Origin of the sequence: Mesorhizobium sp. M0296, assembly GCF_040321675.1 — a bacterium.
Lineage (GTDB): Bacteria > Pseudomonadota > Alphaproteobacteria > Rhizobiales > Rhizobiaceae > Mesorhizobium.
This window is the reverse complement of the sequence record NZ_JAMYRZ010000021.1, coordinates 1-14,545: the sequence shown is the minus strand read 5'-3', so window position 1 is coordinate 14,545 and position 14,545 is coordinate 1. Positions and strand designations below refer to the sequence as shown.

Genomic DNA, 14,545 nt, shown 5'->3' with positions numbered 1-14,545 from the left:
GGGCCGACTAGAGCAAATCGCAGCGCTGCTTTTGACATCGGAGGCCGCTTCTGATGGCCAATCTGTCCAAACCGGCCGTCATTTCTGCCATTGACGTGTGCCTGATCGATGTCGCAGCCGGCCGGCGCAAGCTTGATCCTGCATGGGTCGAAACGCTGGCTGATCTGTTTCGGACCCAAGGCCAGAAGACACCGATCGAGGTGATCGCCACCGGCGAGCGCTACCGGCTGGTGTTCGGCCATCACCGCCTAGCCGCCGCGAAACTTCTCGCTTCGCCCGCGATCGCAGCCGTTGTGAAGAGCCCCGAGGACTTCGCGTCCGAGGCTGAAATCGCGCTGGCCGAAATTACCGAGAACCTCGCGCGGCGGGAGTTGAGCGCCCTTGATCGCGCCGTCGACATCGCCCGCTGGCGCGAGATCTACGAGGCTGCGCACGTTGCAAATCGTGGGGGGCGGCCGAAGAAGATTACATTAGAAGAAACTACTGCAAAGTTTGCAGTTAGTTTTTCGGAGGCCGCTCGGAAGGCGTTCGGCCTGTCAGAACGCAGCATCTTCAACGCCGTGAAGATCGCAACGATTGCCACAGACGTCCGCGACCAGATCGCCCTACACGGCATCGCCGACAACCAATCCGAGCTTCTGGCGCTAGCAGCCGAACAGCCAACGCGTCAGGCCGATATTGCCGCGCTGCTGACCAGTGAGCCCCCACAAGCTGGCTCGGTAGCCGATGCTATCGCCACCCTCGACCGGACGCCCAAACCGGCGACCGAGCCGCGCTGGCAGAAGCTCGCAACCGACTTCTCGAAGATGAAGACAAGCGAGCAAGACCGGTTCTTCGAGCTGCACGAGGCCGCCATCCAACGGTGGATGAAAGGCCGGCAGAGCTGATGGCCAGGCCACCCCGCAACAACTCGACCCTGGATCTGTTCCGCGACTACCAGCCGGCGCCAGTGGTCGAGCGTTTCGATGCGGAAAAGGTCCAGGCCTGGTCGATGGCGGGACGACTGTCGAAGGCCGTCAGCCTGACGCTGACGGAAGCGGACAAGAGCCGGGCCGATATTGCCCAGGCAATGTCCGACTACCTGAAGGACGAGGTCTCCAAGCCGATGCTGGATGCCTACGCCAGCCAGGCCAAGGAGCATTCGATTTCGGCGCTCCGCCTGCTCGCTCTAATCGCGGTCACCGGCGACGTACGCGCGCTCAACACCCTTTTGGAAGAGGCCGGGATGATCGTCGTCCCCAAAAAATACGAGGCGCTGATCATGCGGGAAATGGCCGACGAGGCCATCCAGCGGGCGACCCTCGATAGGCAGGCGTTCGATGCACAGTGGAAAGCGAAACGATGAAAGGCTTTCACATGAGACGCGATCTTCTCGACCTTGCACAAGACTGTTTGTCGCTGCTGGCAGTGGCCGGCTTTGTCGCCTTCGCCACCTTCGGCAGCGCCGGCATTTCGGCGGCTGTCATCGCCTGGAGGCTCGGCCAATGAGCTTCCTCGCAATCGCCCTCGCCGGCGCCTTGCTCTACGCTGTCTTTCTCTACGGCCTGCACGTGTTTTTCACGCGCCAGCAGGGTGCCCGTCTCGCGGCCGGCGCGGCATTCCGGCGCCGTGTCCAGAAGCATGTCCATGGCGGAGGCCTTTGGTCATGAGCCACTGCGCCATGCCGGCATGCTCGAACGCTGCGACAGGCATCTTCTGCCCCGATCACTATTTCAGGCTTCCGGCCTCGCAGGCGCACTGGCTCGTCCGCTGGCAGTTCAAAATGCTGCGCTGCGAGGATGCTGACACCAAGCAGCACATGCGCGAGCAGCTGCACGGCTACACGCAAGAAGCCATCCGCACCCTCCAATCCGCCGAGGCGATCTCCCAAGCCGCCCCGGCCAGCAGCGCCCGCCGCACAGACGCGGCGGGCGCCAACCAACAGGCACGAGCATGACAGGCATCGTCATCGACGGCGTTCGCCTTGGCACGATCGCCAAATTCGCCGGCAACAACCGCGCGGAACGATGGGTCGCCTATTCGATCCACCGGATTTCCGTCAGCGAAGCCAACAGCGCCAAGTTCTCGACCATGCACGCGGCGATCGACTGGCTGACCAGCGAGCACGACCGCGTGAAGGCAAGCGAGGCTGCATCCAATGGCTGACGGCAAAATCCCGATCCTCGGGCAGATCGCAGAGGTGAACCGCGAGCTGGCCTTGCGCCGCAACGTGTTCCCGATCCGCGTCCGCGACAAGAAGATGAAACAGGCGGAAGCCGACCTCTGCATGCGCCGCATGGAGGCCGTGCTGGCGACCCTGATGTTCTGCCAAGCGCACGAGGCCGAGATACGGGCCTTCATAGCCGCCAAATCCGAAAAGTCTGGGGGGGGGGCATCATGAGCAGCGATCCTTCGGCAAGTGACGATTTTCGATCTGTTGGCGGGCGGTAACTAAGCCATGATCGAAGCCCGCCTCGACCTCCTCGAAAAGTTCCGCCCCGACCTCATCAACAACCTAGTGTGGTTCTGGTGGAAGGATGATCTCTGCCAGCCGACCGACTTCTACCTTGCCGTGGCGCACGCGCCCTCCGTCACGAAGGACGCGCTCAAAGCCGGATTGCTGAGCGGTCGCCTGAAATACCGTGGCGGCGGCTTGACCGGCCGCCTGGAGCTGACCGCTGAGGGCCGCTACCTCGTCCGCCGGATGCTCCGGCGCATGGGTGCAGAGGTGGCCGCATGAAAGACTGCCTGACCGCCCGCGAGATCGCCGCCGAGGCCTTGCCGGACATGCCGTGGAGCGAACGCGGCGTCCAGTTGATGGCTGAGCGTGAAGGCTGGGACGAGCGCGCCACACAGGCCCGCCAACGCGCCGGTCGGGGCGGTGCTACCGAATATCACGTCTCGCTGTTACCGGTGCTTGCCCAGGTCGCCTATCAGCAGAAGCACCTCGTCATCGAACGGCCGGTCACGCCAGCGAGTGCCGCGCCGGATACCAGCCTGACCGCCCGCGCGCAAAAGGAGCGTGATGCCCGGCTGGCGATCGTCGCCGCCTTCGAGAAATTTTCGCGCGGCATGCAGCTCGGCTATGCCACCCGCGTCCAGGTCTTCACCGATCGATACAATGTCGGCTCGCTCACCATCGACGAATGGGTGCGAGAGATCGTGCCTTCCCTGTCGAAGCGATCGCTTGCCCGCTGGCAGTCGCAGAAGCGCGACGGCAAGGTCAACGCGCTCGCGCATGATCCCGCCCAGGCGCGCAAGGGCACCGGCATCCTCGAAACCGCAAATGGCGGTGCGGTCAGCGCCTTCATGCTGGCCCTGATCGCGCAGCAGCCACATCTGTCCGGCCACCATGTCCGTACCCTCTGCCGGTCGGAGTTCGGCGACACTTTGAAAACGGTTTCAAAGGGCGATGAAACCATCATACCGATGCCGCCCGTCCGAACCTTCCAGCATGCGCTGAAGGGCCTGAGGGAAAGCCACAAGGTCGAGCTGATCAAGCTTACCAACCCCGACCGCTATCGCTCGCACATGGCGCCCGCCGGCGTAGGCATGCTGCGCCACATCACCGAGCCGAACCAACTCTGGCAGATCGACGCCTCGCCGGTCGATGCGCTGTGCACCGACGGCCGGCATTCAGTTTATGCGTGCATCGACATCGCCACCCGCCGTAGCATCTGGCTGCTGTCGCGGACGCCACGCGCCTCGGCCGTCGCACTGCTCATCCGAAAGGCGATCATCGCGTGGGGCGTGCCCGACGTCATCAAGACCGACAACGGCTCCGACTTCGTCGCCCAGGACACGCAAAGGCTGTTCGTCTCGCTCGGCATCGAGGCCGAGACGTCGGACGCCTACTCGCCCGAGCAGAAGGGCCATGTCGAGCGCGTCATCAAGACGTTTCAGCACGACGTCGGGCCGCTGTTGCCGGGCTTTGTCGGCCATTCGGTCACCGACCGCAAGGCGATCGAAAGCCGCAAGAGCTTTGCGCAACGTCTAGGCGAGAGCGACGCGGAAGTCTTCGGCGTCACGCTCACAGGCCCGCAGCTGCAGAAGCACGTCGATGATTGGGCAAGCACCGTCTATCAGCACAGGCCGCATGCTGGCCTGAAGAACGCCACGCCCTTCGCCACAGCGCTCGCCTCGACAAAGCAACCGCGCAAGGTCGACGAGCGCGCCCTGGACCTGCTGCTGATGCCTGTCGCCGGCTCGGATGGCCAGCGCATCGTGACCAAGCTCGGCATCCGCATCGACGGCTATCACTACATGACGCCGACCATTTTGCCCGGCACCGCCGTGTTCGTGCGGCAGGACCCGAACGATGCCGGCCGCGCCTATGCCTTCGCCCAGGACGGCGCTGAGTTCCTCGGCGACGCGATCTGCCCCGAGCTTTCCGGCATCCACCCCGAGACTTTGGTGCGCGCCGCGAAGGAGATCCGCAGCGAGCTGGTCAATGAACTGACCCGCGACTTGAAGGCGGACATGAAGAAGATTGCCAAGGGCGCGCCGCTGATCGAGCGCGCCTTGGAAGTCGCGCGCCGCGACGCGCCGAACGTCATACCGCTGCCAAAGCGCGACCAGGCGCATTCGACACCGCAGATCGCTGCGGCGATCGAGGCGCTCGGCGAGCGGCTCAATCCCAGCCAGCCGCTCGACCCGGCAGCGGCGGCCGCGCATCGTCGGCTGATCGAGGAGATGACGCGGCAGGACGAGGCCGAGTTGTTCGCGCGAACGGATGCGAAGCTCCAGCGTCGGCAGGACGAGATCGAGGCGTTGCGCACCGCGCACTTGCCTAAGGACACCAATGTGGTGGCGCTGCCGGAAACGGCCAAGGAGCGCTACCGGCGCGCCTTCTCCCTTCGCCAGCGCATCGAAGCCGAGGAGCCGGTGGTTGCTGCCGATGCCCATTGGCTCGGCGGCTACGAGCTGTCAGCCGAGTTCAAGGCCCAGCAAGGCATGCACCGCGATTTCGGGGACGCGTACCTGTCCTGAGTAACGGAAAAGCCCGGTCTGCAAACCGGGCTCTCCGCAAGAACAGAGCCGCTAGATGGCGGCACCACACAACGAGGAAAATGATGAACGAAGCACTGAAAGTCAACCGGCCGGCGCCATTGAAGAACGTCGCGGCCTTTTCGACGTTGCTTGCCAAGATGGTCGACCGCGACCCCGACCTGCCGGGGCTCGCCGTGTTCTCCGGCCCGTCCGGCTGGGGCAAGACCAAGTCCGGGATCTATGGCGCCAATCGCTACCGGGCGGCTTATGTCGAATGCGGCCAGTTCACCACAGCGCGCTCGCTTCTCTCGCAAATCCTGATCGAGCTGGGCGAAACACGCCCGCGCGGCTCGATCGAGGATCTGAAGACCGACGCCATCATGCTGATGGTGGCCGAACCGCGCCGGCCGCTGATCATCGACGAGGCGCACTTTGTCGCCAAGAAGCGCTTCGTCGACCTGCTGCGCGAGTTGACCGACAAGTCGGGCGCGCCGGTCGTCATGATCGGCGAGGAGATGCTGCCCAAATATCTCGAGGAGTTCGAGCGCGTGCACAACCGCGTGCTCGAATGGCTGTCGGCCGTGCCTTGCGACGCCGAGGATTTTGGCCTGCTCGCCGCCAATCGCTGCCCCGGCATCGAGATCGCCAGCGATCTGGCCGCCGCCATTCTCGACAAGACCAAGGGCAACACGCGCCGCATCGTCGTCAACCTGACCAAGGTGGTTGAGGCCAGCCAGATACTCGGAACGAAACAGATCGACCTTGCCGCTTTCGGCGGTGCTGTCGCGATCTTCAGCACGCCGAAATTCACCCCGAGGAAGTTCGCATGAGCGGGCGATCCATCCTCGATATCGTGCAGATCAGCATCGCAGTGCCGCGCGGCGAAGCCGGCTACTGGTCGATCATCCGCGATCTCGATCTCGGCGGTCCCTGGACGGTGCGGCAGATCTGCGATCGGACGAACGTCAAGACGCAAGCGGTCGGCAGGTTCGTTCGGAAGCTTCGCCTCGCGGGGATTGCCCAAGTCGTCGACCAGAAGACCGCCAGCCATGGCGGCGGTGCCAATCTCCCGGCCACCGTCGTCTATCGCCTGGCCAAGCGGCCGGCCGTAGCACCCCGGCTGACGCCGGACGGCAAGACCCCGCCCGAGACAGCCATCGAGCAGGTCTGGCGCGCGATCAAGATGGCCAAGGTGTTCAGCCTTGCCGACATGGCAGAAAATTGCCCTGACGTGCCTCGGCGGACGGTGGAAGCCTATCTCTACGCGCTGTCTACCGCTGGCGTCGTGGCCGGCAGCCCAGGGCGCTATCGGCTTGTGCACAATCTCGGCCTGCAGGCACCGAAGATCCTCGCCACAAAAATGGTGTTCGATCCGAACAGCAAAACGGTCATCGGCCGACCCGTCACGCGCGAGGTGCTGCCATGAACCGCGGCCCCGTCAAGCACAGCCGGCCGGCCGGCCAGTCGTTTGTCGAAAAGGCCATGGTCGCGTACGGCTCGCCGCTGCCCGACTGGCTGGACGAGCTGGCCCGGCTTGCCGATGCCAGTGATCTCGGCGTTGCCGGCCAGCGCATCGGCTACAGCCGCTCGGCCGTCTCGACCATCATCAGCGGCAAGTATCTCGGCGACGTCGCCCGCGTCGAGCAGATGGTGCGCGGCGCCCTGATGGCCGCCACCGTCGAATGCCCGGTGCTCGGCGAGATCGGCCGCGACCGCTGCCTCACCGAACAGAAGGAGCCGTTCCGCGCCACGTCGCGGCATCGCGCCCAACTTTTCCACGCCTGCAAAACCTGCCCCCAAAGGAGAAAATAGCCATGGGCGAAAGAATGTCGTTGGCGCTCTCGGACGGCCTGTCCGAACTGCGTGACCTGATTTCCGACTACCAGCACGAGCCCCGCATCCTCGATCCCGAGGACGCCCGCGTTCTCTGCGAATGCATCACGGAACTTCGCGGGAAAGCCCGCGACATCGAGAATCGGTTGAGCTGCAAGGTCTGGAATGACCAGGCGCAGGCAGAGCGCGAGGCCGAGGCCGACCGCATCGCCGAGGCGGCGTGCCGGCCAGGGTCGAACGTGCGGCTGTTCCCGGTCATCCCGCGGCCGTTTTCGGACGGCCGGCCGAGAGGTGCGGCATGAGCCACCCGTTGGACAAGATCGTCACAACCGACCTTGCCATGAAGGCTATGGGCCGAGTGCTGCAAATTGTCGTCGAAGAGATCCAGGCGACGACGCCTAGGCGCCGGCCCGACCCGAACGCAACTGACCGCAAGATGATGGCAGCATGCAAGGAAGTCGGTGCCGCCGTTGATCGCCTGCTGCAGGCGAAGTTCTCGCCCGGTGAAATCCCGGCGCGCAAGGCGCTGGAACGGTCGGCCCTTCGCCTCAAGAAGGAACTGGAAAGGCAAAACAATGCCCGCAAGTGAAGCGCTGCTGGCCGCCGTCGCCAAGCTCGACATGATCGACCTGTGCGGCCGCATTGTCGCCGACCCCGAGCGCAACGGTGTCCGGGCCACCACGGCCGAGGTGCTTGCCCTTGCGATGGCCACCGAAGGCCTGTGGGCGATCGCGCTGGAGACCAGGCTCCTGATCTCAGCTCTCGACCAGGGCGCTTGGGCCAGCTTGGCCGGCGTCGAACATCAGCAGCATGTCGCACACCAGCTGGCCCACGTCCGCGACCTGCTCGCCTTCATGCCGAGCCCTATCCCCTACCACCGCCCAACAGGAGAATGATCATGCAAGCAGCAACTGAAGCCCGTGCCACCGGAAAAGTCCTGGTCGGCGACAAGCAATATATGGCCGACGCCAAGGGCAATCTCGTGCCGGTCGAAATGATCAAGCCGTCCGAGATGCTCGAAGACGAAACGGTCCGCACCATCCTCGGCTACGCCACCGATCTTTCGGCGCAGATCGGCCGCTTCAAGGAACATACGTTCAACGACCTCGGCGCCTTCGAGGCGCTGCTCGCCCAGGAATACGGAGCGAGCAAGGGCGGTGCGAAGGGCAACAAGACCTTCATGACCTTCGACGGCATGAAGATGGTCAAGGTGCAGGTCGCCGACACGATCGACTTCGGCGCCCAGCTGCAGATCGCCAAGAGCCTGATCGACGAGTGCCTGACGGAATGGTCAGCCGACAGCCGGCCGGAGATCCGCGCTATCGTGACGCGCGCCTTCAACACCGACAAGGAAGGCCAGATCAACCGCGCCGCGATCTTCATGCTGCTGCGCCTCGATATCGGCGACGAGCGCTGGCAACGCGCCATGGCGGCCATCCGCGACGCCATGCGCGTGGTCGGCTCGAAGATCTATGTCCGCTGCTACGAGCGCGACCGTCTCGACGCCGACTGGCGGGCGGTCACGATCGACCTGGCGAAGGCGTGATGGCAATGACGCTCTGGATCGAAACTCTTGAGCGCCTCGTCGCGCTACTCGACGAGAAGCTGGCGGTCGCCAAGGCCGAAACCGGCGAATTCCGGCACGCCGACTATTCGGCATGGCGCGCCCGCCACGACATGGCAGAGGCCAAGCTGGTCGAGTTCTTCACGAACGAGGAAGGCGCAAGGTTCAACCCGCGCCCGGCCAGTGAACATTCGGTCATAATGGCTGGCCTGCGTGCCAGCTCGACCAGCGGGACAACCGGCGCCCTGACGAACTGGCGCACGGCCGCCCGCAAGAAGATCGCGGTCGATGACGGTTTCAATGCACACGGAAGCGGCCCGGTCCCGATCGAGCGGAGGGACGAGCCATGAGCAGCGCCAAGCCGACCCTTGGCTATCCGAGCCGCACCGCTGCCGTGGCGGCGTTCCGCGCCCAGGGCATGGAGATCAACGCCATCGCCGAGCGCATCGGCATATCTCCGTCGACTGTCTCAGCGCTCGAATGCTCGGTTCGCCGATACCCGCCGAAGTCCCAGCGCGGCGATAGCACCTGCCGGACCGTTCACCTGCCGGTCGGCCTCTTGCAACGCCTCGCGCCCCACGCCAGGAGGCGTGGCCTCACTCGCGAGACGCTCGCTTGGATGATCGTCGACGCGGTTGCCGAAAGCGACCTGGTGGACGCCGTCCTGGACGATGCGGAGGAATTGGCATCATGAGCACTCTGTCCGCCATCCACGTCGCCAACAAGCAGCTCGGTCTCGACGAAGACACCGCGCGCGATCTCTACCAGCGTGTCACTGGCAAGCGCAGCCTGCGCGAGATGAACGAGCGCGAGCAGCTGCGCATTGTCGAAGAGCAACGCCGGCAGGGTTTCAAGCCGGCTGAAAAGGGCCTTCAGGGGCCTTTCGCCAAGAAGCTGCAGGCGCTCTGGATCGCCGCCTGGAACCTCGGCATCATCCGCGATCGGCGCGACGCCGCCATGCTGTCGTTCGTAAAGCGGCAGACCGGCATCGAGCACACCCGGTTCCTCCTCGATGCCGAAGACTCGGCCAAGGCGATCGACGCGCTGAAAGCCTGGATGACGCGGGAGGCCGGCGTCGACTGGAGCCTGTCCGTCAACACGCCGGAATGGCTGCGGCCTTCAGGTGCAAAGATTGCACTCGCACAGTGGCAGCTACTCTCGGTCGCTAAGGCGGTCGACCCCAAGGGCTTCCGTCAGTTCGTTTGGGACACAGCGAAGCCGCTCGACCAGATGACCGATCGCGACTGGCCGGCTGTGATGAACGCGCTTGGCGACATGATCAGGAAGGTACGCTGATGGCCGAGAAACACTCCACTTTGGCTGTCGAAATGGCCCGCGTCGTTCTGGCAGAGACCCCGCAGAATATCGAAATTGACGCTGCAAGATTCCTAGCATCGGCGGATCTCTTGGTGACGCGCTTCGATGGCGCAACCCGGGCTGAATACGATGCGGCAATCCAACTCGTCGAAGAGCACAGAGGATCGATGATCCTTGATGCCATCGCCAGCGGCGTCCACAAGGCGAGGGTTGGTTGATGGTCGCCTACAGCTTCAAGGCGATGTTCGGGCCTCAGGTGTCGGGTCTCATCAAGCGCCACACAGTGCGCGCCGAACGCAAGCGGCATGCCCGGCCGGGTGAACCGGTGCAGCTCTACCAGGGCATGCGGACCCGAACCTGCGTCAAGCTGGTCGATCCTGACCCCATCTGTGTCCGCGTGCTGCCGATCGCCATCGTGACCACGCCACTCCTGGACGAGTTCATCGGCTCTATCGTCATCGACTGCCGATCGCTCCACCGCGACGAAATAGAGGCCTTCGCCGCTTCGGACGGCTTCGCGATCGAGCACGTTGGCGACTGGCGCTGGAAGCGCATCGGCAGGCACGGATCGGCCCGCTGGAATATGGGCGCCTTCTGGCAGGCCGAGCATGGCGCCGGCCTGTTCGAAGGCAAGCTGATCGAGTGGGAGCCAGCATGAGCACGCGCAGACGTTTCACCGGCCGGGTCAAGATCGACTTCGCCAAGATCGAGGCGTTCGCGGCCTCGGAGCTGGCCAGCAATGCCCTTGCGGCCGCCAAGGGCTGCGACTGGACGCTGACCAAGCATTCCGCCCTATACCGCTGCCGCAGCGGCCTCTACACGCTCTGCCTGATCTGGCACGGGCCGAACCGCGAGACGCTGACCACCACCATGCGCAATCTGCGGCTGGAGGTGGCGTGAGCGACGAACTGCGATCCGCTGAGCTGCTCAGCCTGATAGGCCTGGCGGATTTCGTGCGCCTCGCGGAAACCTATGGCGGACGCCGTCTCTACGTGCCGGCGTCCGGCGACGACACAGCCCTTGTCAGGAGCCTGGGCGCTGCGGCCGCCCAGAAGCTTGCCCGCCGCTATTCCGGATCGTATATCCGCGTGCCTCTTGCTCGCGAGCTTCGCGCACGGCAGTATCGCGCGAACGGCGCCTCGAACGGCGAGATCGCCGGACGGCTCGGCATCACCGAGACCGGCGTCGACAAGCTCTTCCGGCGCATGCCGGACAAGCCCGTCAAGGGCAGCCGAGATCCGCGCCAGACCGACCTCTTTTCCAGCAACTGACAGACCGCCCGCTTTGGCGGGCATGATTGCCGCCTGCCGCCGAAGGCATGGTGTTGCGAAATGGCCGGGGCTCTCCCGGCCGATTTCACAGGCGGACACTCAATGACCATCCCAAGCGGCTGGCTGCCCAATGCGACCATCCAGCGCGTCATCCTCCACTGGACGGCCGGTAGCCACAAGGCGACGGATTTCGACCGGCAGCACTATCATCTGCTGATCGAGGATGACGGCAAGCTGATCCGTGGCGTCCCGTCGATCGACCTCAATTCGCTACCCAAGGCCAAGGCCGGCTATGCCGCGCACACGCTGAACTGCAACACCGGCTCGATCGGCGTTTCGATGTGCGCGATGGCCGGCGCGATCGAGCGGCCGTTCAACGCTGGCTCGCAGCCGCTCACGAAGGCGCAGTGGGACGCCGCCTCGACTGTCGTCGCCGAGCTTTGCCGGCGCTACACGATCCTTGTAGGACCACACACCGTGCTGTCGCATGCCGAGGTGCAAGCCAACCTCGGCATTCAGCAGCGCGGCAAATGGGACATCGCCAAGCTGCCGTTCGATCCCGCTTTCGACACGGCGCGCGAGTGCGGCGACCGCTTCCGGGCCGAGGTGAAAGCGAAACTTTGATGTCGCTTGTCCAGAAGAGCCGCCGTTTCTCGAAAGGCTTGGTCATCATCAATTGCGCCTTGGCCTGGGCGGCGGTGTTTGCCTCGATCGTCTATGCCCAGGCGGCTTACGTTGCCGCGACGGCGATCGGCCTGATCCTGGCGGTGAGCGGAGCCTACATGGGCATCGGCCACTTGGACCTGAGGCAGATCGTCCGCGCTATGGTGTCCGGGCAGTCCACCACACCTTTGTCAGTGACAGACGGCGGCGAGCCGGCCGAACCGTTCAGCGAGGGGAACGTACAATGATCGATCCGCGCATCTTCTGGTCCAGCTTCGTGGGCTCGGCATCGGGGACCGCGACGGTGTTCGTCCTGGTGGGCGTGGCGCTGCTGTGGTGGTGGTTGGCGCAATGACCGGCGCAGCTATTGGCCTCTTCTTGAAAAGATGGGTGCTACCGGTGCTGACGTTCGGCATCACGCTACCGGTGTGGTTCTTTCTCGCCGCGGGTATCTGGCTTTGGTTCGACAAAGCCTCGGCCGTGCGCCAGGCGGTCGACAAGGCCGTGACGGAACTCGTGGCTAGTGCCAGGCTCGACGCGCTCAATGCCGAGCTGGTCGAACAGCGCCGGCTGCGCGCCTGGAGCGACGGCAAGGCCGACGAGGCCAGTAAGATTGCGACTGATGAGCGGGCCGCCCGCGTCCACCTCGAAACCACGCTCACACTGACCGACGCCGAAAAAAGGAAAGCGGAAGATGACCTCGCCGTGCTTCAAGCCCGCGTTGACGGCCTTGTTGATCAGCAGCTGCTTGACAGCCTGCACAACCGATAAGGCTGCCCTGGGCAAAGCCTATCCCGACAAGGCCAAGGCCAGCGTCGTCGTAGAGGCGTTGACGCAAGCCGATCGCGCGGTCGCGGAAGCGCGGCGCATGCCCAACTATCCTTCGGAGTGCCGCCGCCACCACCGCAGCGGCATCAAGCTCGGCGATAAGCTCGGCGTTGCCAACAAGAAGGCTGATATCGCCTTGGGCAATGCCAACGACCAGATCGACGGTTGCGCCGGCTGGTATGACGAGCGCAAGGCCGCGAGGGAGCCGAAATGACGGCCGGCAACGCAGCAATCGACTTGGCCGAGCGGCGCGTCGAGCAGGAGTGTGCCGCCGGCGTCGCTCGCATCCAGGCGGCGCTCCGGGGGCAATACGCTGCCGTCGAGGTGACTAGCTCGCCGTTCTGCGAATGCGGCGAGCGCATACCCGATGCCCGGCGTGACGCGGTCCCGAACTGCACCAGGTGCATCGACTGCGAGACCTTCATTGAACGACAGAACAGGAAGCGTGCCTGATGGATCTCACTGCGTTGATGCCCTGGCTTCTCGCCGCCTCCACTCTCCTCAATCTGGGCACGACCGTTTTCACGCTCATGACCAGCGGAGCAAAGAAAACGGCAAGCGATCTCGAAGTTCACAAAACGGCCGTAGAGGATCGCTGTTCGGGACTGGAGACAAAGCTGGATGACTACGGTTCGCGCATTCAGTCGATTGAGAGCGAAATGAAGCACCTGCCAGACAAGGACATGGTGCACCAGCTGCAGATGACCATGAAGGACATCCAAATAGAGATGGCCAACGTCAAGGCGGAAACCCAGGCCGCCGCGCGGACGAGCCGTCGAGTGGAGGAATTCTTGCTGGATAGGGCGAAGGCGGCATGACTTTGAACATTGACGATTACGACGACTACGTTGAGCAGGACATCCGGCTGATCATTCTCCGCGCCCTGGCTGCCGAAGACAACGGCACCATGCATGAGGGCCGCCTGGAGCTCGAGCTGAAGCGGTTCGGATACACCAAGACGCGCGCGTACATCCGCAACCAGCTGACGTTTCTCGAAAAGACCGCTGGCGCCGTCCGCAACATCGTCGGCGGATCGGTGATGGTCGCCACCATTCGCAAGGCCGGGCGCGCCCACATTGAACGGGCGCAGTTCCTGGAAGGCGTCAAGCGTCCCAGCGATCCGGACTGAGGCAGCGAGATGGCACGCAAAGGCCGTGGTCAGCTTTCAGCGATCGAGCGTCTTCCCGACGAGTGCGGCCCGATCATCACCTGGGCGGCTACCGCGCTGCAGGATCGCGATCGCACCCAAACCGAGATCTACGAAGAGTTTTTCCTGAAGATGCAGGCCCTGCAGGCCGAGCATAAAGGCGAGCTGGAATTCGTCATCCCTTCCTTCTCGGCGTTCAACCGCTATTCGATCAGGCTGGCGATGCTGACCCGCCGCCTGGAGGATACCCGCGAGATCGCCGCCACCATTTCCAAACGCTTCGACGCACAGAGTTCCGACGATCTGACGCTGATCGCGGCCGAGACGATCAAGTCCCTTGTGTTCGAGCTGCTGACCGACGCCCAGGAGAGCGGCATGGCGCCGATCGGCGCCATGCAGCTCGCCACGGCGCTGAAGATGGCGACGCAGGCGCAGAGCGTGTCCAGCGATCGCCGCGCCAAGGTGGCGAAGGAATTCAAGGCCGATGTCGAGAAGGCCGTCGACACCGTCGCCAAGGCCAAGGGCATGTCGGCCGAGACGGCCGAGGCGATCAAGGCGCAAATCCTGGGCGTGAGGGCATCATGACGCATCCGGCAATCTCAGTCACCTTTTCGGCCTTCGACTTCGGCTGTTTGCGCGGCCTGCTTGTCCATGAGATCGCCAGCGTCGAACGGCGCTTGACGGTTGTGGGCTATCCCGTCGCGCCGGGCGACAAGGAAATGACCGACGCCTATCTCCGGCAGCTTCGCTCGGCCCTGGCGACGGTTGAGGAAGTCTATGACGGGATCGGCTCGACATGAACGACCGCAAGAAGGTCGCGAAAATCGCGTTGCCGCTGTCGACCCCGCCGGGGGCCAGCGGCACCCCGCCGGTCATCTTAGACGGCAACGGGGTACCCCTCGGCGGCACGGACGGAGACAATCAACCGGCGCATTGCGAAAGTCTTGGTGTGTG

Annotated in this window: 32 protein-coding genes; all 32 read left to right on the top strand. The window is 64.2% G+C overall.

The genetic code is table 11. From position 1 onward, the window contains the following. Positions 1 to 53: 53 nt before the first annotated feature. The 32 genes from NKI97_RS20200 to NKI97_RS20045 all read left to right on the top strand — a co-directional run bounded on the left by NKI97_RS20200 (position 54) and on the right by NKI97_RS20045 (position 14,391). On the top strand, positions 54 to 887 hold the full coding sequence (locus tag NKI97_RS20200; protein WP_352452375.1) for a ParB/RepB/Spo0J family partition protein: 834 nt from the start codon (positions 54 to 56) through the stop codon (positions 885 to 887). After that, positions 887 to 1,345, top strand: coding sequence for a hypothetical protein (locus NKI97_RS20195; RefSeq protein ID WP_352452374.1), 459 nt, complete (start codon positions 887 to 889; stop codon positions 1,343 to 1,345). Before NKI97_RS20200 ends, NKI97_RS20195 begins: the two co-directional genes overlap by 1 nt. Positions 1,346 to 1,356: 11 nt before the next feature. Beyond that, on the top strand, positions 1,357 to 1,488 hold the full coding sequence (locus tag NKI97_RS20190; protein ID WP_352452373.1) for a hypothetical protein: 132 nt from the start codon (positions 1,357 to 1,359) through the stop codon (positions 1,486 to 1,488). Continuing rightward, positions 1,485 to 1,649, top strand: a complete 165-nt coding sequence (locus NKI97_RS20185; protein ID WP_352571277.1) for a hypothetical protein — start codon at positions 1,485 to 1,487, stop codon at positions 1,647 to 1,649. The genes NKI97_RS20190 and NKI97_RS20185 overlap by 4 nt, the downstream gene beginning before the upstream one ends. Beyond that, complete coding sequence (locus NKI97_RS20180) at positions 1,646 to 1,936, top strand: hypothetical protein (RefSeq protein WP_352836185.1); 291 nt, start codon at positions 1,646 to 1,648, stop codon at positions 1,934 to 1,936. Before NKI97_RS20185 ends, NKI97_RS20180 begins: the two co-directional genes overlap by 4 nt. Then, positions 1,933 to 2,145: a hypothetical protein gene (locus NKI97_RS20175; protein WP_352571279.1), complete on the top strand. Its 213-nt coding sequence runs from the start codon at positions 1,933 to 1,935 to the stop codon at positions 2,143 to 2,145. Before NKI97_RS20180 ends, NKI97_RS20175 begins: the two co-directional genes overlap by 4 nt. Then, positions 2,138 to 2,380: a hypothetical protein gene (locus tag NKI97_RS20170; protein WP_352811775.1), complete on the top strand. Its 243-nt coding sequence runs from the start codon at positions 2,138 to 2,140 to the stop codon at positions 2,378 to 2,380. The genes NKI97_RS20175 and NKI97_RS20170 overlap by 8 nt, the downstream gene beginning before the upstream one ends. 57 nt (positions 2,381 to 2,437) lie before the next feature. After that, on the top strand, positions 2,438 to 2,719 hold the full coding sequence (locus NKI97_RS20165) for a hypothetical protein (protein WP_352811773.1): 282 nt from the start codon (positions 2,438 to 2,440) through the stop codon (positions 2,717 to 2,719). Continuing rightward, positions 2,716 to 4,968 (top strand): DDE-type integrase/transposase/recombinase, encoded by a 2,253-nt coding sequence (locus tag NKI97_RS20160; protein ID WP_352811770.1) that lies wholly within the window; start codon positions 2,716 to 2,718, stop codon positions 4,966 to 4,968. The genes NKI97_RS20165 and NKI97_RS20160 overlap by 4 nt, the downstream gene beginning before the upstream one ends. 80 nt (positions 4,969 to 5,048) lie before the next feature. Then, complete coding sequence (locus NKI97_RS20155) at positions 5,049 to 5,798, top strand: AAA family ATPase (protein WP_352836180.1); 750 nt, start codon at positions 5,049 to 5,051, stop codon at positions 5,796 to 5,798. Next, a complete protein-coding gene (locus NKI97_RS20150; protein WP_352516699.1) occupies positions 5,795 to 6,394 on the top strand; it encodes a hypothetical protein in 600 nt (199 codons plus the stop codon). Before NKI97_RS20155 ends, NKI97_RS20150 begins: the two co-directional genes overlap by 4 nt. After that, positions 6,391 to 6,780 carry a transcriptional regulator gene (locus tag NKI97_RS20145; RefSeq protein WP_352516698.1) on the top strand — a complete coding sequence of 130 codons (390 nt, stop codon included), beginning with the start codon at positions 6,391 to 6,393 and terminating at the stop codon, positions 6,778 to 6,780. The genes NKI97_RS20150 and NKI97_RS20145 overlap by 4 nt, the downstream gene beginning before the upstream one ends. A gap of 2 nt (positions 6,781 to 6,782) precedes the next feature. Further along, positions 6,783 to 7,103 (top strand): hypothetical protein, encoded by a 321-nt coding sequence (locus NKI97_RS20140; protein ID WP_352811765.1) that lies wholly within the window; start codon positions 6,783 to 6,785, stop codon positions 7,101 to 7,103. Next, complete coding sequence (locus NKI97_RS20135; RefSeq protein ID WP_352811763.1) at positions 7,100 to 7,390, top strand: hypothetical protein; 291 nt, start codon at positions 7,100 to 7,102, stop codon at positions 7,388 to 7,390. Before NKI97_RS20140 ends, NKI97_RS20135 begins: the two co-directional genes overlap by 4 nt. Beyond that, positions 7,377 to 7,697: a hypothetical protein gene (locus NKI97_RS20130; RefSeq protein WP_352811760.1), complete on the top strand. Its 321-nt coding sequence runs from the start codon at positions 7,377 to 7,379 to the stop codon at positions 7,695 to 7,697. The genes NKI97_RS20135 and NKI97_RS20130 overlap by 14 nt, the downstream gene beginning before the upstream one ends. A 2-nt stretch (positions 7,698 to 7,699) precedes the next feature. Then, entirely contained in the window at positions 7,700 to 8,347 is a 648-nt protein-coding gene (locus NKI97_RS20125; protein ID WP_352811758.1) for a DUF3164 family protein, read from the top strand. Positions 8,348 to 8,352: 5 nt separating this feature from the next. Continuing rightward, positions 8,353 to 8,715: a hypothetical protein gene (locus NKI97_RS20120; RefSeq protein WP_352811755.1), complete on the top strand. Its 363-nt coding sequence runs from the start codon at positions 8,353 to 8,355 to the stop codon at positions 8,713 to 8,715. After that, the gene (locus tag NKI97_RS20115; protein WP_352836174.1) at positions 8,712 to 9,059 is read left to right on the top strand and encodes a hypothetical protein; all 348 of its coding nucleotides are present in this window, start codon (positions 8,712 to 8,714) and stop codon (positions 9,057 to 9,059) included. The genes NKI97_RS20120 and NKI97_RS20115 overlap by 4 nt, the downstream gene beginning before the upstream one ends. Beyond that, on the top strand, positions 9,056 to 9,661 hold the full coding sequence (locus tag NKI97_RS20110) for a regulatory protein GemA (protein ID WP_352811752.1): 606 nt from the start codon (positions 9,056 to 9,058) through the stop codon (positions 9,659 to 9,661). Before NKI97_RS20115 ends, NKI97_RS20110 begins: the two co-directional genes overlap by 4 nt. After that, positions 9,661 to 9,900 (top strand): hypothetical protein, encoded by a 240-nt coding sequence (locus NKI97_RS20105; protein WP_352811750.1) that lies wholly within the window; start codon positions 9,661 to 9,663, stop codon positions 9,898 to 9,900. Before NKI97_RS20110 ends, NKI97_RS20105 begins: the two co-directional genes overlap by 1 nt. After that, the gene (locus tag NKI97_RS20100; RefSeq protein WP_352811746.1) at positions 9,900 to 10,340 is read left to right on the top strand and encodes an ASCH domain-containing protein; all 441 of its coding nucleotides are present in this window, start codon (positions 9,900 to 9,902) and stop codon (positions 10,338 to 10,340) included. Before NKI97_RS20105 ends, NKI97_RS20100 begins: the two co-directional genes overlap by 1 nt. Continuing rightward, complete coding sequence (locus tag NKI97_RS20095; RefSeq protein WP_352811743.1) at positions 10,337 to 10,582, top strand: hypothetical protein; 246 nt, start codon at positions 10,337 to 10,339, stop codon at positions 10,580 to 10,582. Before NKI97_RS20100 ends, NKI97_RS20095 begins: the two co-directional genes overlap by 4 nt. Further along, entirely contained in the window at positions 10,579 to 10,953 is a 375-nt protein-coding gene (locus NKI97_RS20090; protein WP_352516687.1) for a hypothetical protein, read from the top strand. Before NKI97_RS20095 ends, NKI97_RS20090 begins: the two co-directional genes overlap by 4 nt. 102 nt (positions 10,954 to 11,055) lie before the next feature. After that, positions 11,056 to 11,577, top strand: coding sequence for a peptidoglycan recognition protein family protein (locus NKI97_RS20085; protein WP_352811739.1), 522 nt, complete (start codon positions 11,056 to 11,058; stop codon positions 11,575 to 11,577). After that, positions 11,577 to 11,864, top strand: coding sequence for a hypothetical protein (locus NKI97_RS20080; RefSeq protein WP_352811737.1), 288 nt, complete (start codon positions 11,577 to 11,579; stop codon positions 11,862 to 11,864). Before NKI97_RS20085 ends, NKI97_RS20080 begins: the two co-directional genes overlap by 1 nt. Before the next feature lie 103 nt (positions 11,865 to 11,967). Continuing rightward, positions 11,968 to 12,387, top strand: coding sequence for a hypothetical protein (locus tag NKI97_RS20075; protein WP_352516684.1), 420 nt, complete (start codon positions 11,968 to 11,970; stop codon positions 12,385 to 12,387). Next, positions 12,365 to 12,658 carry a hypothetical protein gene (locus tag NKI97_RS20070; protein WP_352811735.1) on the top strand — a complete coding sequence of 98 codons (294 nt, stop codon included), beginning with the start codon at positions 12,365 to 12,367 and terminating at the stop codon, positions 12,656 to 12,658. The genes NKI97_RS20075 and NKI97_RS20070 overlap by 23 nt, the downstream gene beginning before the upstream one ends. Beyond that, positions 12,655 to 12,897: a TraR/DksA C4-type zinc finger protein gene (locus NKI97_RS20065; RefSeq protein ID WP_352516682.1), complete on the top strand. Its 243-nt coding sequence runs from the start codon at positions 12,655 to 12,657 to the stop codon at positions 12,895 to 12,897. The genes NKI97_RS20070 and NKI97_RS20065 overlap by 4 nt, the downstream gene beginning before the upstream one ends. Then, positions 12,897 to 13,262, top strand: a complete 366-nt coding sequence (locus NKI97_RS20060; protein ID WP_352516681.1) for a DUF2730 family protein — start codon at positions 12,897 to 12,899, stop codon at positions 13,260 to 13,262. Before NKI97_RS20065 ends, NKI97_RS20060 begins: the two co-directional genes overlap by 1 nt. After that, positions 13,259 to 13,573 carry a VpaChn25_0724 family phage protein gene (locus NKI97_RS20055; protein ID WP_352516680.1) on the top strand — a complete coding sequence of 105 codons (315 nt, stop codon included), beginning with the start codon at positions 13,259 to 13,261 and terminating at the stop codon, positions 13,571 to 13,573. The genes NKI97_RS20060 and NKI97_RS20055 overlap by 4 nt, the downstream gene beginning before the upstream one ends. Before the next feature lie 9 nt (positions 13,574 to 13,582). After that, complete coding sequence (locus NKI97_RS20050) at positions 13,583 to 14,176, top strand: DUF3486 family protein (RefSeq protein ID WP_352516679.1); 594 nt, start codon at positions 13,583 to 13,585, stop codon at positions 14,174 to 14,176. Continuing rightward, a complete protein-coding gene (locus NKI97_RS20045) occupies positions 14,173 to 14,391 on the top strand; it encodes a hypothetical protein (protein WP_352516678.1) in 219 nt (72 codons plus the stop codon). The genes NKI97_RS20050 and NKI97_RS20045 overlap by 4 nt, the downstream gene beginning before the upstream one ends. Positions 14,392 to 14,545 lie beyond the last annotated feature (154 nt).

Excerpts from the sequence above, each read along its gene's own strand:
- NKI97_RS20200 (WP_352452375.1), top strand. The coding sequence starts at position 54 with ATGGCCAATCTGTCCAAACCGGCCGTCATTTCTGCCATTGACGTGTGC.
- NKI97_RS20195 (WP_352452374.1), top strand. The coding sequence starts at position 887 with ATGGCCAGGCCACCCCGCAACAACTCGACCCTGGATCTGTTCCGCGAC.
- NKI97_RS20190 (WP_352452373.1), top strand. The coding sequence starts at position 1,357 with ATGAGACGCGATCTTCTCGACCTTGCACAAGACTGTTTGTCGCTGCTG.
- NKI97_RS20185 (WP_352571277.1), top strand. The coding sequence starts at position 1,485 with ATGAGCTTCCTCGCAATCGCCCTCGCCGGCGCCTTGCTCTACGCTGTC.
- NKI97_RS20180 (WP_352836185.1), top strand. The coding sequence starts at position 1,646 with ATGAGCCACTGCGCCATGCCGGCATGCTCGAACGCTGCGACAGGCATC.
- NKI97_RS20175 (WP_352571279.1), top strand. The coding sequence starts at position 1,933 with ATGACAGGCATCGTCATCGACGGCGTTCGCCTTGGCACGATCGCCAAA.
- NKI97_RS20170 (WP_352811775.1), top strand. The coding sequence starts at position 2,138 with ATGGCTGACGGCAAAATCCCGATCCTCGGGCAGATCGCAGAGGTGAAC.
- NKI97_RS20165 (WP_352811773.1), top strand. The coding sequence starts at position 2,438 with ATGATCGAAGCCCGCCTCGACCTCCTCGAAAAGTTCCGCCCCGACCTC.
- NKI97_RS20160 (WP_352811770.1), top strand. The coding sequence starts at position 2,716 with ATGAAAGACTGCCTGACCGCCCGCGAGATCGCCGCCGAGGCCTTGCCG.
- NKI97_RS20155 (WP_352836180.1), top strand. The coding sequence starts at position 5,049 with ATGATGAACGAAGCACTGAAAGTCAACCGGCCGGCGCCATTGAAGAAC.
- NKI97_RS20150 (WP_352516699.1), top strand. The coding sequence starts at position 5,795 with ATGAGCGGGCGATCCATCCTCGATATCGTGCAGATCAGCATCGCAGTG.
- NKI97_RS20145 (WP_352516698.1), top strand. The coding sequence starts at position 6,391 with ATGAACCGCGGCCCCGTCAAGCACAGCCGGCCGGCCGGCCAGTCGTTT.
- NKI97_RS20140 (WP_352811765.1), top strand. The coding sequence starts at position 6,783 with ATGGGCGAAAGAATGTCGTTGGCGCTCTCGGACGGCCTGTCCGAACTG.
- NKI97_RS20135 (WP_352811763.1), top strand. The coding sequence starts at position 7,100 with ATGAGCCACCCGTTGGACAAGATCGTCACAACCGACCTTGCCATGAAG.
- NKI97_RS20130 (WP_352811760.1), top strand. The coding sequence starts at position 7,377 with ATGCCCGCAAGTGAAGCGCTGCTGGCCGCCGTCGCCAAGCTCGACATG.
- NKI97_RS20125 (WP_352811758.1), top strand. The coding sequence starts at position 7,700 with ATGCAAGCAGCAACTGAAGCCCGTGCCACCGGAAAAGTCCTGGTCGGC.
- NKI97_RS20120 (WP_352811755.1), top strand. The coding sequence starts at position 8,353 with ATGACGCTCTGGATCGAAACTCTTGAGCGCCTCGTCGCGCTACTCGAC.
- NKI97_RS20115 (WP_352836174.1), top strand. The coding sequence starts at position 8,712 with ATGAGCAGCGCCAAGCCGACCCTTGGCTATCCGAGCCGCACCGCTGCC.
- NKI97_RS20110 (WP_352811752.1), top strand. The coding sequence starts at position 9,056 with ATGAGCACTCTGTCCGCCATCCACGTCGCCAACAAGCAGCTCGGTCTC.
- NKI97_RS20105 (WP_352811750.1), top strand. The coding sequence starts at position 9,661 with ATGGCCGAGAAACACTCCACTTTGGCTGTCGAAATGGCCCGCGTCGTT.
- NKI97_RS20100 (WP_352811746.1), top strand. The coding sequence starts at position 9,900 with ATGGTCGCCTACAGCTTCAAGGCGATGTTCGGGCCTCAGGTGTCGGGT.
- NKI97_RS20095 (WP_352811743.1), top strand. The coding sequence starts at position 10,337 with ATGAGCACGCGCAGACGTTTCACCGGCCGGGTCAAGATCGACTTCGCC.
- NKI97_RS20085 (WP_352811739.1), top strand. The coding sequence starts at position 11,056 with ATGACCATCCCAAGCGGCTGGCTGCCCAATGCGACCATCCAGCGCGTC.
- NKI97_RS20080 (WP_352811737.1), top strand. The coding sequence starts at position 11,577 with ATGTCGCTTGTCCAGAAGAGCCGCCGTTTCTCGAAAGGCTTGGTCATC.
- NKI97_RS20075 (WP_352516684.1), top strand. The coding sequence starts at position 11,968 with ATGACCGGCGCAGCTATTGGCCTCTTCTTGAAAAGATGGGTGCTACCG.
- NKI97_RS20065 (WP_352516682.1), top strand. The coding sequence starts at position 12,655 with ATGACGGCCGGCAACGCAGCAATCGACTTGGCCGAGCGGCGCGTCGAG.
- NKI97_RS20060 (WP_352516681.1), top strand. The coding sequence starts at position 12,897 with ATGGATCTCACTGCGTTGATGCCCTGGCTTCTCGCCGCCTCCACTCTC.
- NKI97_RS20055 (WP_352516680.1), top strand. The coding sequence starts at position 13,259 with ATGACTTTGAACATTGACGATTACGACGACTACGTTGAGCAGGACATC.
- NKI97_RS20050 (WP_352516679.1), top strand. The coding sequence starts at position 13,583 with ATGGCACGCAAAGGCCGTGGTCAGCTTTCAGCGATCGAGCGTCTTCCC.
- NKI97_RS20045 (WP_352516678.1), top strand. The coding sequence starts at position 14,173 with ATGACGCATCCGGCAATCTCAGTCACCTTTTCGGCCTTCGACTTCGGC.